Source organism: Phycisphaeraceae bacterium (assembly GCA_019454185.1).
Lineage (GTDB): Bacteria > Planctomycetota > Phycisphaerae > Phycisphaerales > UBA1924 > JAHBWV01.
In genome coordinates this window covers 700,313-713,346 of the sequence record CP075368.1, presented here as the reverse complement: position 1 = coordinate 713,346, position 13,034 = coordinate 700,313, and the positions used below count along the sequence as shown (strand labels likewise).

10 protein-coding genes are annotated in these 13,034 nt (G+C 63.3%); all 10 read right to left on the bottom strand.

Annotated elements, in window-relative coordinates; translation table 11 throughout:
* Window positions 1-10: 10 nt before the first annotated feature.
* The 10 genes from tssI to tssA all read right to left on the bottom strand — a co-directional run bounded on the left by tssI (window position 11) and on the right by tssA (window position 12,980).
* Window positions 11-2,098: a type VI secretion system tip protein VgrG gene (gene tssI / locus KF838_02810; protein ID QYK48789.1), complete on the bottom strand. Its 2,088-nt coding sequence runs from the start codon at window positions 2,096-2,098 to the stop codon at window positions 11-13.
* A gap of 173 nt (window positions 2,099-2,271) precedes the next feature.
* Window positions 2,272-4,962, bottom strand: a complete 2,691-nt coding sequence (gene tssH, locus KF838_02805) for a type VI secretion system ATPase TssH (protein ID QYK48788.1) — start codon at window positions 4,960-4,962, stop codon at window positions 2,272-2,274.
* Window positions 4,963-5,008: 46 nt separating this feature from the next.
* Window positions 5,009-6,034: a type VI secretion system baseplate subunit TssG gene (tssG, locus tag KF838_02800; protein ID QYK48787.1), complete on the bottom strand. Its 1,026-nt coding sequence runs from the start codon at window positions 6,032-6,034 to the stop codon at window positions 5,009-5,011.
* Window positions 5,998-7,878: a type VI secretion system baseplate subunit TssF gene (tssF, locus tag KF838_02795; GenBank protein QYK48786.1), complete on the bottom strand. Its 1,881-nt coding sequence runs from the start codon at window positions 7,876-7,878 to the stop codon at window positions 5,998-6,000. Before tssF ends, tssG begins: the two co-directional genes overlap by 37 nt.
* Window positions 7,871-8,371 carry a type VI secretion system baseplate subunit TssE gene (gene tssE, locus KF838_02790; protein ID QYK48785.1) on the bottom strand — a complete coding sequence of 167 codons (501 nt, stop codon included), beginning with the start codon at window positions 8,369-8,371 and terminating at the stop codon, window positions 7,871-7,873. The genes tssF and tssE overlap by 8 nt, the downstream gene beginning before the upstream one ends.
* Before the next feature lie 6 nt (window positions 8,372-8,377).
* Entirely contained in the window at window positions 8,378-9,187 is an 810-nt protein-coding gene (locus KF838_02785; protein QYK48784.1) for a hypothetical protein, read from the bottom strand.
* Between the two features lie 116 nt (window positions 9,188-9,303).
* Window positions 9,304-9,801, bottom strand: coding sequence for a type VI secretion system tube protein Hcp (locus KF838_02780; protein ID QYK48783.1), 498 nt, complete (start codon window positions 9,799-9,801; stop codon window positions 9,304-9,306).
* Window positions 9,802-9,896: 95 nt separating this feature from the next.
* The gene (gene tssC, locus KF838_02775; protein QYK48782.1) at window positions 9,897-11,393 is read right to left on the bottom strand and encodes a type VI secretion system contractile sheath large subunit; all 1,497 of its coding nucleotides are present in this window, start codon (window positions 11,391-11,393) and stop codon (window positions 9,897-9,899) included.
* Between the two features lie 2 nt (window positions 11,394-11,395).
* Complete coding sequence (gene tssB / locus KF838_02770) at window positions 11,396-11,914, bottom strand: type VI secretion system contractile sheath small subunit (GenBank protein QYK48781.1); 519 nt, start codon at window positions 11,912-11,914, stop codon at window positions 11,396-11,398.
* Window positions 11,915-11,954: 40 nt separating this feature from the next.
* The gene (gene tssA, locus KF838_02765) at window positions 11,955-12,980 is read right to left on the bottom strand and encodes a type VI secretion system protein TssA (protein QYK48780.1); all 1,026 of its coding nucleotides are present in this window, start codon (window positions 12,978-12,980) and stop codon (window positions 11,955-11,957) included.
* Between the last annotated feature and the right edge of the window lie 54 nt (window positions 12,981-13,034).

Here is a 13,034-nt window from a genome sequence, read left to right as displayed (position 1 = left end):
GGCGGGTGTCTCAGTTGATCATGACGAGGCCGCCCTTGAGGGCGAGCATGCCGCTGCCCACGACGTCGGTCTTGGGGCTCTTGAGTTCTGCCATGCCCGATGACTCGATCTTTGCTGATGCGTCGGATTTCATTTCGAGCTGGGCGGTCTTGGTCTTGATGCTGGCTGCGGAGGTGATCTCGATCTCGCTGTCGGCCTTGATCAGGATGCTGGTCTGGTCGATGGCGATGGCGGTGCCACCGACCTTGATGGTGATGTTGGTGTCGGCTTCGAGGCAGATGTTCTTGGCCTTGAGGTAGTAGTCGGACTTGACCTTCTCGGAGTGGTTCGATTCGAACTCTTCGGCGACATCACCGGCGACGGCGAGGGAGAGGGTCTTTGCGACCTTCGTGGCCTGCTTGCCCTTGACGGTGAGACTCCGGTCGTTGCCGACTTCTTCGACGTGGTCGTTGTCGACGGTCTCGTGGCGGTCGTGCTTGATGTGGTCGTACTGGTCGTTGTCGACGGTGAGGTGGCGGTTGTGGAGCACGGACTCGAAGCGGTCGTTCTTGACGCGGATGTCGATGTTCTTTTCGGCGTGGATAAAGACCTGCTCGTCGCCTTTCTTGTCTTCGAAGCGGATCTCGTTGAAGCCCTGTCCGCTCTTGCTCGAGTTGGACTTGATGCCGCTGATGGTCTTCATACCGGGGAGTTCGTAGGGCGGCCTGTTGATGCCGTTGTAGACTCTTCCTGTGATGATGGGGTGGTCGGGGTCGCCTTCGATGAACTCGACGATGACCTCCTGCCCGACGCGCGGGGTGTGGATCGCGCCCCAGCGTTTGCCGGCGACGGTCTGCGAGACGCGGATCCAGCAGGAACTGGTCTGGTCGCCCTTGGCGTCGCGATCCCAGTGAAAGAGAACCTTGACGCGGCCGTGTTCATCGACGTCGATCTCCTCGCCGGACTTTCCGACGACGGTCGCGGTCTGGCAGCCGCTGATCAGGGGCTTGGGCGTAGAGCGGGCGGGACGGAACTGCTGCTTGGCGTCCATGACGACCATCGAGCATGAGTAGGAGTCTTGACCGGAACCTGGTGAGGCCCCGCTGCGGTACTCGGCAACGGTGGCCTCGCGGACGACGGCGACGATGAGGTGCTTCTTGTTCTGGTCTTCGCGGGGGTGCTCTTTCAGGTCGAACGTGTAGCCGGGACGGACGGGCCGCGAGTCTGTTTCGGCGCGGACGATGGCGTGCTCTGCCTGGAGTTCCTGAAGTCGGATCTTGGCGTACTTGTCGCCATCGGAGGACTCGACATATTCGCCCGGCCAGTCGTACATCTCGAACTCGGCGGCGGCGTGCTGCTTGGGTTCGGCGGCCTTGCTGAGGAGGAGTTTCTTAGGGACTTTGAAGTCGAAGTCTTTCAGGACATATGCGCCGGGCTGGACGTGGTGCTCGATGGTCCATGAATCGACGCGTTCGCGCATGCCCGCGCCGCGCTGCTCGGGCCGGTAGATCATGGACTCGAGCCCCTCGACGGGGCCGTGCGCGCTCGGCGCGTCGGCGAGCATGAGGGTGTGCTTCTTTTCCTCGTGCTTGAAGTAGTAGTAGATGCCTTCCTGTTCCATGAGGCGGCTGAGGAAGTTGAAGGCGGTCTCGCGATACTGGACGCAGTACTCCCAGGTGCGGTAGGTGCCGGTGAGGCCGCTGGTGTCGAGATCGGAGAAGCCGAAGTCGTTGCAGACCTTGCGGATGATGTCGGGGACTGTCATCTCCTGGAAGATGCGGCAGTCGGATGTTCTGGTGAGGAACCAGAGCCAGGGTACGATGGACATTTCGTAGCGGGCGAGTTCGCCCTCGGCATCGATCTGCGAGAATCGAGAGACGAAGCCGTTGAAGAACTCGGGCGTGCGAGAGCCGTCGGCACGTTCGAGGCGGAGCACGACGCGCTCGCCGAGGATCTTGTCGAACTTGATCTGCTTGTCGGTGCTGGAGACCCGGAGGTCGAAGCGGAAGGGGCGGCTGAGCTGCTCGGTGCCGCGGAAGGAGTCGATGACGAGCACGTCCTCCCCGAGGGGCGTTCCGAGCGCCATGAGTCGCTGCGACTGGGTTGGGAGGAGTGGCATGCGACGCTACCTCGGGGAATCTGTGGGACTGGCTGCTGGCCCTGCACTATACCAAACGGCGGGGGCTCGGCCCGATTCCCGCGCGATCGTGATGCTCAAGAAAGGACCGTGGAGCGGCTTCCGGCGCGAACAAAGCGGTATCTGGAGCGTGTGGGGCACTTTCCTGGGCGTGTTCAGGTGAAGTCATAGACGAAGTCGGCGTCCTTGGCGGAGACGCGGACGCCTGTCAGGGCGGCTCCTTCGAGCATGGTGGAGAGGAATCGGCGGCTGAGGGCGGGGAGGAGGGTCCCGGTGAGGATGGCGTCGATCATGCGTCCACCGGACTCGTGCTCGGTGCAGCGGCTGCGGATGAGTTCGATCGCGGCGTCGTCGATCTCCATGCTGACCTTGTGGTTTGCGGCGACGCGTTTGACGATGCGTCCGAGTTGCAGACGGATGATGCTTCGGATCATTTCGTCGCTGAGCGGGACGTAGGGGATCACGGTGATGCGGCCGAGGAGCGCTGGTGGGAAGACCTTGAGCAAGGGCTCGCGCAGCGCCTTGGCGAGCGAATCGACGTCGGGCATGAGTTCCGGGTCCTTGCACATGTTCATGATGAGGTCGGTGCCGGCGTTGGTGGTGAGGATGATGACGGTGTTTTTGAAGTCGATGAGGCGTCCTTCGCCGTCTTCCATGAAGCCCTTGTCGAAGACCTGGAAGAAGATCTCGTGGACGTCGGAGTGGGCCTTCTCGACTTCGTCGAGGAGGACGACGGAGTAGGGCTTGCGGCGGACGGCTTCGGTGAGTACGCCGCCCTCGCCGTATCCGACGTAGCCGGGGGGCGCGCCCTTGAGGGTGGAGACGGTGTGGGCCTCCTGGAACTCGGACATGTTGATGGTGATGAGGTTGTGCTCGCCTCCGTAGAGGGTTTCGGCGAGTGTGAGCGCGGTTTCGGTCTTTCCGACGCCGCTCGGCCCGGCGAGCATGAAGACGCCGATGGGCTTGTTGGGGTTGTCGAGTTTGGCGCGGGAGGTCTGGATGCGTTTGGCGATTGCTTCGAGGCCGTGGCTCTGGCCGATGACGCGTTTGCCGAGCGTGTCGGCGAGGTTGAGGACCGATTCGATCTCGTTCTTGACCATGCGTCCGACGGGGATTCCCGTCCAGTCGGCGACGACGGAGGCGACGGCCTGAGCGTCGACGCTTGCCATGATCAGGGGTGAATCGCCCTGGAGGGCGGCGAGATCGGCCTGGAGCGTTTTGAGTTGTTCGAGAAGTTTGGCGCGGTCTTCGCTGGGGGGCGGGGCCACGGGGGAGGGATCGGCGGGCTTGTCCTGCTGGGGGCCTCGGAGGCGGGTTCGCAGGTCGAGGATCTTCTCGACGAGTGCACGCTCGCTCTCCCAGTGTTTTTCGAGCTTTGCGAGGTGTTCTTTCTGTGATGCGATGCGTGCTTCGATGTCTGCGCGGCGGGCGGTGTGCTCGACGCCGACGGCCTCTTCGCGACCGATGATCTCGATCTCGGTTTCGAGTGCCTGGATTCTGCGGCGGGTGTCTTCGACCTCAGGGGGGACGGCGTGCTGACCGATCGCCACGCGTGCGCAGGCGGTGTCGAGGAGACTGACGGACTTGTCGGGGAGTTGTCGGGCGGGGATGTAGCGATGGCTGAGGCGCACGGCGGCCTCGATGCCCTCGTCGAGCAGTTGGACCTTGTGGTGGCGTTCGAGCATTCCGGCCATTTTGCGCATCATGATGATGGCTTTGTCCTCGGTCGGTTCATCGACCTGGACGACCTGGAAACGCCTTGTGAGCGCGGGGTCCTTCTCGAAGTACTTCTTGTACTCTGCCCATGTGGTGGCGGCGATGGTGCGGAGGTTGCCTCGGGCGAGGGCGGGTTTGAGCAGGTTGGCGGCGTCGCCGGTGCCCGCCGCGCCGCCGGCGCCGATGAGCGTGTGGGCCTCGTCGATGAAGAGGATGATCGGCTTCGGGGATGCCTGGACCTCGTCGATGACCTGTCGCAGGCGGTTCTCGAACTCGCCCTTCATGCTTGCGCCCGCCTGGAGGAGCCCCATGTCGAGCGCGAGGAGCGAGACGTTTTTGAGCGGAGGGGGCACATCGCCCTGAACGAGACGGTGGGCGAAGCCCTCGACGACGGCGGTCTTTCCGACGCCTGCCTCACCTGTGAGGATGGGGTTGTTCTGGCGGCGGCGCATCAGTATGTCAACGACCTGCCGGATTTCTTCGTCACGTCCGACGATGGGGTCGATTTTGCCGGTGCGGGCCTGCTCGGTGAGATCGACGCAGAATCGCTTGAGGGCCTCTCCCTTGCCCATCTGAGCCGGGGCCATGGAGCCGCTGGCTTCGCCGGGGGTGCCGGCCTGCGCGCCCCCTGCCTCGCGGGCGGCGAGGGTGTCTTCGACGGAGCCCTCGACGATCTTTGCGAAGTTTTCGGAGAGGTCTTCGGCCTTGATCTTGTCGAACTCGCCGGAGATGCGTTTGAGGACGTTTCGGAGGTCGCGGGTTTCGAGGATGCCGATGAGGAGGTGCCCGCTTCGGATGGCGGATTCGTTGAACATCAGGGAGCCGTAGACCCATGCGCGTTCGACTGTGGATTCGAACTGGACGGAGAGATCGGAGATCGAGGATGCGCCGCGGGGGAGCCGGTCGAGCGCGTTGGTGATGTCGGCGGCGAGGCGGCTGGGTTCGAGTTTGTAGTGCTTGATGATGCGGAGGAGATCGGAGTCCTGGAGCTGGAGGATCTGGTGGATCCAGTGCTCGAGTTCGACGTAGGGGTTGCCCCGCATCTTGCAGAAGACGGTTGCTGCTTCGGCTGCGCGGTAGCAGAGACTGTTGAGTTTGCCGAAAAGAGCCGCACGAGAGATCTCTGCCATTTCATGCTCCGATGGCCCGTTCGATGGGCGATTGAGTGATTCTACACTACGCCATTCCCTTGAGGACGAGGTCGTCGGCGTCTCTCTCCGGCGGATTGGTGTTGAGCCATGTGGTCCACCCGAGACGGCCGGACGAGCCGAGTCGGACTGCGGGGACCTCTTCCCGCTTGAGGATGAGGCGGCAGTCCCAGCAGAACTCGCGGCCGCTGTAGTTGAGTACCCAGTCGTAGAGGCGTCCGAAGCTCTTTCCAAAGGGGAGGAACCGCTCGTAGTCGGCGAGCCCCATGGGTCCGAGACGGATGCGGAAGGATTGGAGCACGTCCCATGTGCGTGAGCCGACGATGCAGGTCTTGCCCAGCGTGCCGCTCGCGGGATCTGCGCCGAGGACGCAGACGGCGTCTGTGGGGAGATCCATCCACCGTCCGACGTATTCCTCGATGGAGCATCGGACGCCGAAGTAGCTTGAGATGATGGCGGCCAGGCCCTCGGGGTTTCTGGTCTGGATGGCGAGGCGACCGGCGAAGTGCTGCTTTGCGAGGTCTGAGACCCGGTCTCGATCCTGGAGCGAGGGCGTGCCGTATCCCGCGAGCGAGAGGACGTAGTTGCCGAACGGGTCTTCGTCGGGCCTGTCGAAACTGACGGCCTGATGACCGACGCTCCAGGCGCGGTACATCAGAGAGATCATGCGATGATTGAAGATGTCGAGGAAGCGAGAGAGCGTCTGGTCTCTGGAGTTCAGTTCGCGATCGTGTGCGTATTCGGTGACATGGAGCGGGAGAGGGCCGTTCGGTCCGAGGAGACCCATGAAGTGGACGAGCATGCGCGGGGATGAGACGGTGTGGTCTCCATCGGGCTTTACCACGCGGGAGATCGTTGAGGGGGGGAAGGCGAGACTGGCTTCCTGGCCGAAGCGGACGGGGTCTTCGGAGATCCGATCGGATCTGCCGACGCGGGGGCGTTCGGCGTGCGCGGCTTCGAGACGGCGCACCGCCTGGAGGAAATCGAAGGCGTGCGGCGTCTGGCAGAGCCGCTCGATCAGATCGTGTGTCGTTTCCCGATCGTCGCCGGCCATCGCATCACCTCTCCTCGTTCGTTGGAGACGATGACCGTCTCAGTGAACGAGTTGATGGAAACGTATTGTGTGAAGAACGCGTCGAGGACTGAACCGAGGACGAAGATGCCGAGCCCTTCGAAGGGTTGCTCTTCCATGCGGAGCGTGACTTCGGAGCCGCGTGCGAAGGAGACGGGACCGGAGGCGTGTACGCGGCGTGTGATCGGCTGGGCGGCGATGGATCGGACGCCTGCGATCTGTTTCATCATGGCGGCGTCGGTGGGATCGACGTAGAGCGTGAGGAGGTCGCGGAGAGCGGCGGCACCCTGGCTTTCGTCGCTGTCGGCGAGCGAGAGGTAATTGAGTCCGAGGTGGCTGACGAGACGCCACGCGGTTTCGCCTTGTGCGAAGGAGGGCCTGGGGGGCGTGGGACCTGCGAGGACGCGGGTGGATTCGATGGCGACGCCGACGTCGAGTTGGAAGTCGGTCTGCCCGACACCGATCGGCATGCGGAGCGGCAGGTCTCGGTTGGTGCAGAGTGCTTCGACGCCGAGTTGTCGGAGATCGCCTCTGTAGGGCGCGGCCTTGGCGTCGACGAGCGAGACGTAGGCCTCGGACCCGCCGTAGCTGGAGCGGCGGCCGCCTTGTCGCTCGCGTTCTGAGAGTTTGCGGGGCTGCCTGTGGATGGCGAAGTATGCGGGTGCGTCGTTGTCGGCGTCGAGATCTGTGGCGGAGTAGAAGGGCTTGAACTCTGTAAGGTCTTCGAAGCCGGCTCCGTAGCCGGTGACGCGTTCGATCTGGTAGACCTCGAAGTCGAGCGGTCTGGTTCGATCGGGAACGACGTGGAACTCGTGGAAGCGGTCCGAGACGTGGATGCGGTCGAGCTTCTTGGGGAAGAGGTTGATGACGGGGGTTGCGAAGAGGGCGATGTTGTTGAGGTCGATTTTCTCGAGTTTGGGATCCTCGGCCTTGAGCGGCACGATGATCTCCATCTCGTTGGTTCCGTTGCGGCGGACTCCGGCCTGGAGGCCTGAGAGTTCGACGAAGAGGAATCGCTGCGGGAAGCTGAAGTATTCGTGCAGCATGCGGTAGCCGTGGAAGGACCTCGGGCCGAAGCGGAGCATGGCGTCTTTCGGATCGAACCCGACGCGTCGGACGTGCTCTTTGCCGGCGCGTTCCTGCCATTGCACGGGGCGTGCGGCGGGGCGTGTGATGACGCCCTCGGCGTGGGCGAGGAGGGCCTCGTAGATGCGGGCGGGGACGTCGCCGGAGCCGCGGAGGAAGATGGTGAGGCGATCGAGCGAGATCTCTTTGAAGGAGAGTCCGGCGGTGGCGCGGAGTTTGATGCGGATGGCGGCTCTTCGTATGCCGGTTCGGGGCAGGGAGAGCGTTTCGACGTCTCGGGTGTGGTACGACACCTCGGAGATTGCGATCGGGAGGAGCGTGACTTCCTGTGAGGTGCGGTATTCGCACGCGGTCTGCTCGTTGCGTGCGATCTGGCTTCGCATGGATGCGCCGCGCGGGATCGGGAAGCCGGGGGCGAGCCCTGCGTCCTCTAGATCGGGCATGATCTGCACGACGGCCATCGAGGGCGTGGGCGCGAGGTAGTGCGGGCAGACGCTTTCGAGCAGGGAGTTGGTGAAGCGGGGGAACTCGGCATCGAGTTTGAGTTGGACCCGTGCCGCGAGATAGGCGAATGACTCGATGAGGCGTTCGACGTATGGATCGTTGCAGTCGAACTGTTCCAGCGAGAGTCGCTGGGCGATCTTGGGAAACTCCTTTGCGAACTCGTGTGCGGACTCGCGGATATGTGCGAGTTCGCGCTCGTAGTAGTCGAGGAACTGGCGGCGGCCCCGATTATCCATCGAGACCCTCCTTCACGCGGCACTCTCCGGTTTCGAGATCGACTTCCGTGCGGAGGTAGAGGCGTTCGGGGAGGGGATATGCCCAGAGTTCTCCCTCGATCTCGATTCCGATCGAGGGTCCGGAGCCGGGTGTTGTGACGACACGGATGGAGAGGCCGGCGCTTGCGATCCTGGGCTCGAATCTCTCGATCGCGGCTGTGACGAGGCGTTCGAGCTGGTCGGGCGGGAGACTGGTTGAGGAGCGGCCGGAGAGGTCGGGCATGCCGTAGTTCAGGACGGATGTGGCGACGGTGGGATAGTCGTTGAGTTCTCCGGTGAGCGTCTTGTTGGGCGAGTTGAGGAGCCAGACGAGATCGCGGAGTACGGCGCGGCGGTACTGCCTCATGGACATGATCCGGCGGTCTCTGCCTTCGACCGCGGAGCCGGGCTCATCGTCGGTGAGCCGATCGAGGAGGCATGGCTGGAGTCGTTCGCTTGGGGTCAGCTCCGGCATCGGTGATCAGGCCTCCGATGCGGGGTCGCCCATGACGATCGAGCGGACTTCGAGGATGGGATGCTCGGAGGCGTCGGTGGCGAGCATCCGCTGGCCGAGGCCGATCTGGAGATCCGAGCCGGCATCGACCCAATCAGTCTTGCGTCCGAGGCGGATCGCGTCGTCGTTCACGCTCTCGGAACCGGGATACCGGGAGGGGATCAGGCCGACCTTCTTGCCACCGTTTGTCCACGTGAAGAGTGCGGGCATCCAGACGACGTCGCGGAGGTCGGCCGGGGGCTCGATCGCGATCTCGCTGATGTGGTTCATCGGGACCCAGTAGTACTTGCCCTCGATGATCGCCTCAAAGACCGGCCCGAGACGCTGGTCGGCATCGGAGATCCATTCGAAGGGCTCGTCGTTGATACGGCCAGGGGTGGCAGGGGCGGCTTCGAACGCTTTGGCGCGGAGTTCGGCGGCGGCGGCGGCCTTGCCCTGGGCCTGCAACTGGAGGGCCTGCACGAGCCAGCCGACCCATTCCTGCGGCTCGCCGAGGAGGAGCGGGCTTCGCTTGCCCTCGAAGATCTGTTTCCGGAGGACCTCGCATGCGAGGGCTGGGCGGCAGACCTCGGCCATGAGGAGCGTGGAAGGATCCATGTCGGCTGCGACGTTCAACTGCGTGAGGGCTCGGTCCCACGAACCGAGTACGGAGAGCAACTGGAAGAGAAAGACGCGGTGCTCGGGCTTGGCCGGTTCCTTGCGGACCTGGTCCTGGAGTCTTGACAGGGCGTCAGCCAGTCTTCCCTCTTTGACGAGCGAGGCGGCTGTTGCGTCCATACTTCAGGGCTCCTGGCACGGCGAGGGTTGGAACGTGTTGCTTTGGATCGGGGGCGCAAGCAAATCGCCGGCGCCCACTTTCGAGGACGCCGGCGTGATTGTATCGAGTCGTGAGATCAGCCGCCCTTGTTGCCGACGAGATCCCAGTGTGCCTTGACATCGCCGGCCGCCTTGCCGGTCTTGTGATCGGTGGTGGTGTAGGTCCACTCGATCTTGCCGTAGTTGAAGCTGACCTCTTCGAGCGGGAGAGCATCCCCGCTCTTTGCGCTGCCTCCGGGGCGGACGGAGGAGACGATGACGTCGAACATCTTGTAGACCATGTACTTCTGCTTATCGCCGGTGGCGCGGCAGAGTTCGACGGAGACCTCGGGGATGTGCTCGCCGTTGCAGCAGGCGAGGTTGAGCTTGGGCGAGGCCTTGTCGAGGGTCTTGACGATGGAGAAGTCGGCGTGGTCGGTGCGCTGCGCGGTGCGTGCGCCGCCGCTGGAGTGCGACCCGCCGGAGAGCTGAGAGAGCCCGTGGCTGAAGGAGAGGATTTCGATCCAGTCCTTGTGCTTGTCGTCTGTGGACTCTCCGGGAATGGTCGAGATCTTCAGGAATGCGTCGAAAGGCATGTGAATCCCCTTGTTGGAACTGTCGTGGTTTCAGTGGTGAACGTGCGACCGCTAGAGAAGAGAGACATTGGCGTGCGTTCTCGGCGCGCCGGTTGTTATCCGCCGCTCTTGACGGAGGGCAATTTCGAGACGAGGCGGAGCGAGACTGTGAGGCCTTCGAGCTGGTAGTGCGGCCTGAGGAAGAACTTGGAGGTGTAGTAGCCGGGGTTCCCGGGGACCTCTTCGACCTTGACTTCGGCGGCGGCGAGCGGGTAGCGTGCCTTGGTCTCTTCGGAGGCGTTCGGATCTGCGGTGACGTACTGCATGATCCAGTTGTTGAGCCAGCGTTCCATGTCGCCGCGTTCCTTGAAGGAACCGATCTTGTCGCGGACGATGCACTTGAGGTAGTGGGCGAAGCGGCAGGTTGAGAAGAGGTACGGGAGCCGGGCGCCGAGCTGCGCGTTCGCGGAGGCGTCGGGGTCGTCGTACTGTGCGGGCTTGTGGAGCGACTGGGCACCGATGAAGACTGCGTAGTCGGTGTTCTTCCAGTGGGAGAGCGGCATCATGCCGTTCTTGGCGAGTTCGGCCTCGCGTCGATCGGTGATGGCGATCTCGGTGGGACACTTCATGTCGACGCCGCCGTCGTCGGTCGGGAAGGTGTGGCATGGAAGGCCTTCGACCATGCCGCCGGACTCGACGCCTCTAATGCGGGAGCACCAGCCGTACTGCTTGAAGGACTTGGTGATGTTGGCGGCCATGGCGTAGGCGGCGTTTGACCAGACGTACTTGTCGTGCTTGGCGCTCTCGGTTTCTTCCTCGAAGGCGAACTCTTCGACGGGATTGGTCTTTGAGCCGTAGGGGATGCGGGAGAGGAAGCGTGGCATCGCCAGGCCGATGTAGCGAGAGTCTTCGGACTCGCGGAGGGATCGCCAAGGGGCGTACTCGGCGGTCTGGAAGATCTTGGTGAGGTCGCGAGGATTGGAGAGCTCCTGCCACGACTCCATGTTGAGCAGACTCGGTGCGGCTGCGGCGAGGAAGGGGGCGTGTGCGGCGGAGGCGATCTGGGCCATACCGGAGAGCATTTCGACATCGGGGGGGCTGTGGTCGAACTCGTAGTCGCCGACGAGCGCGCCGAAGGGCTCGCCGCCGGGCGTTCCGAACTCGTCCTCGTAGAGTTTCTTGAAGAGGGGGCTCTGGTCCCAGGCGGCTCCCTTGAACTTCTTGACGACCTTGCCGGCGTCTTTCTTCGAGATGTTCATGACGCGGATCTTGAGGGTCTCGTCGGTCTCGGTGTTGCTGACGAGATAGTGGAGCCCGCGCCAGGTGCCTTCGAGCTTCTGGAAGTCGCTGTGGTGGAGGATGAGGTTCAGCTGCTCGCTGAGTTTGCGGTCGATCTCAGCGATGATCGCGGAGACGGACTTGACGACATCGTCGGAGAGGAGGTTGGTGTCCTTCAAGGCCCATTCGGCGAGTGTCTGCACGCCGTCCTTGATCGCCTCCTGGGCGCGATCGGACTTTGGCTTGAAGCTCGACTTGAGAAGGGACTCGAACTCGCCGACCTCGACGGTTCCGGCGGATGCCTGTGATTGTGCCTGTGGGTTGCTTTCTGCCATGTTCAGCTCTCCGATCCTTCGTTGCCTGAAGACTTGGGCGCGGACGCGAGCGTCTGGAGGAGCGTGGGATCGCTGAGGGCCTTGGAGAGGACCTTCTCGGCGTCTGCCTTGCCATCCATGTACGACAGGAGGTTCGAGAGCTGCGTGCGCGCGGTGAGGAGCTTGTTGAGGGAATCGACCTTGCGGGCGACGGCCGCGGGTGAGAAGTCGTCCATGCTCTCGAAGGTGAGATCGACGCTGAGGTTGCCCTCGCCGGTGAGCGAGTTTGGAACCTGGAAAGCGACTCTGGGCTTTGAGGCCTTCAGGCGCTCGTCGAAGTTGTCGACGTCGATCTCAAGGAACTTGCGCTGCTCGACGGGCGCGAGCCCATCGGCGGGATTGCCCGAGAGATCGGCCATGACGCCCATGACGAAGGGGAGATTGATCTTCTTCTCCGCGCCGTAGAGCTCCAGGTCGTACTCGATCTGGACACGGGGCGCCCGGTTGCGGGCAATAAACTTCTGGCTGCTCTGCTTGGCCATGGCAACTCCTTGGGACTGTCGGGCGGGGCGGACTTCGGGCTTAGCCCTCCGAGGTCAGGTTCTCGCCGCTGATGGTGGAAAGTTTGTCCAACGCTTCGGGGGACATATCCCGAATGATGTCGAGAAAGTTCTTCGAGACGAGCCGCTGCGCGCGACGCAGAAGAATTGGTATGGGGCTGGACGGCTCATGCCGGTCATAATACTGGCAGATGAGGTCCAACGCGCGGCGAACATCCTCGGCGTTGCGAATCTGGCCTGAAACCCCCTTGGCGTTCTGCTCGCCGGAGGGGGCTGACTGGTCGGATTCTGAAGAGCCGGTGGTTCCGAGCCGAGCGGCGAGGTGGGTGTCGAGCCGCTTGAGCATGTCAACGAACAAAGCACGAAAGCCGCCGAGCGAGGGGCCCGCGCCGGGGCCGGCGTGGGTCTGGAAGGCGTTTTCGATAGCTTTGCAGGCGTCCAGGCATGCTTGAGCAGCGGCGCGGTTTGCCTGGAGCGTCTCGACAGGAGTGTCCGTGAGGGCTGCTTCGATGACGCTGGGTTCAGGCGCGGCCTTGTCGGGAGGGGGAGAGGCGTCGCCAGTGGCGATGCGCATGTCGCCGAGCGAGAACCTTCCGAGCTGGGGGGATTGGCAGAGCGGGACCTGGAGGAGGCGGTCCTGGAATTTCAGGGTGTCGCCGAAGGTGGCGGGAGTGACAGCCAGAGCAGAGACGATGTTTGCCCGTTCGGCCGGGTCGTTGTTGTCGTCGGGATCGAGGCGTGGATAGGCATCGGTCCAGAATGTGTCGAGGATGTCGGCCGTGAGCCGGAGCCCGCGGCCAAGCCCGTCGATGCCCTCGAGCTGCATGCTTGAGAGCGCGAGGAGCATGGCGAGGCGCAGGTCCTTTGAGCGGGCGAGGAGCTCGAGCGTTGTGTCGCGGATCGTCGGCCAGTGCGGATCCTTTGCGGGGATGATCGATTCGCCGGTCTGGCGTTCGGGGGTTCCCTCCGCGTCCTTGAGGAGCGTGACGTAGGCGGCGTCATAGGAGAGATCTTCGCCGCACGGGCTCTCGGCGGAGATGGGTTCCATCAGTTTGGCTACTTCGAACGCGCTCACATCGCACCTTTCTGCGTATTCAACTGC

What these genes read in the sequence shown, in the direction of transcription:
- tssI (QYK48789.1), bottom strand. Translation starts at nt 2,098, where the DNA reads ATGCCACTCCTCCCAACCCAGTCGCAGCGACTCATGGCGCTCGGAACG.
- tssH (QYK48788.1), bottom strand. Translation starts at nt 4,962, where the DNA reads ATGGCAGAGATCTCTCGTGCGGCTCTTTTCGGCAAACTCAACAGTCTC.
- tssG (QYK48787.1), bottom strand. Translation starts at nt 6,034, where the DNA reads ATGGCCGGCGACGATCGGGAAACGACACACGATCTGATCGAGCGGCTC.
- tssF (QYK48786.1), bottom strand. Translation starts at nt 7,878, where the DNA reads ATGGATAATCGGGGCCGCCGCCAGTTCCTCGACTACTACGAGCGCGAA.
- tssE (QYK48785.1), bottom strand. Translation starts at nt 8,371, where the DNA reads ATGCCGGAGCTGACCCCAAGCGAACGACTCCAGCCATGCCTCCTCGAT.
- KF838_02785 (QYK48784.1), bottom strand. Translation starts at nt 9,187, where the DNA reads ATGGACGCAACAGCCGCCTCGCTCGTCAAAGAGGGAAGACTGGCTGAC.
- KF838_02780 (QYK48783.1), bottom strand. Translation starts at nt 9,801, where the DNA reads ATGCCTTTCGACGCATTCCTGAAGATCTCGACCATTCCCGGAGAGTCC.
- tssC (QYK48782.1), bottom strand. Translation starts at nt 11,393, where the DNA reads ATGGCAGAAAGCAACCCACAGGCACAATCACAGGCATCCGCCGGAACC.
- tssB (QYK48781.1), bottom strand. Translation starts at nt 11,914, where the DNA reads ATGGCCAAGCAGAGCAGCCAGAAGTTTATTGCCCGCAACCGGGCGCCC.
- tssA (QYK48780.1), bottom strand. Translation starts at nt 12,980, where the DNA reads ATGGAACCCATCTCCGCCGAGAGCCCGTGCGGCGAAGATCTCTCCTAT.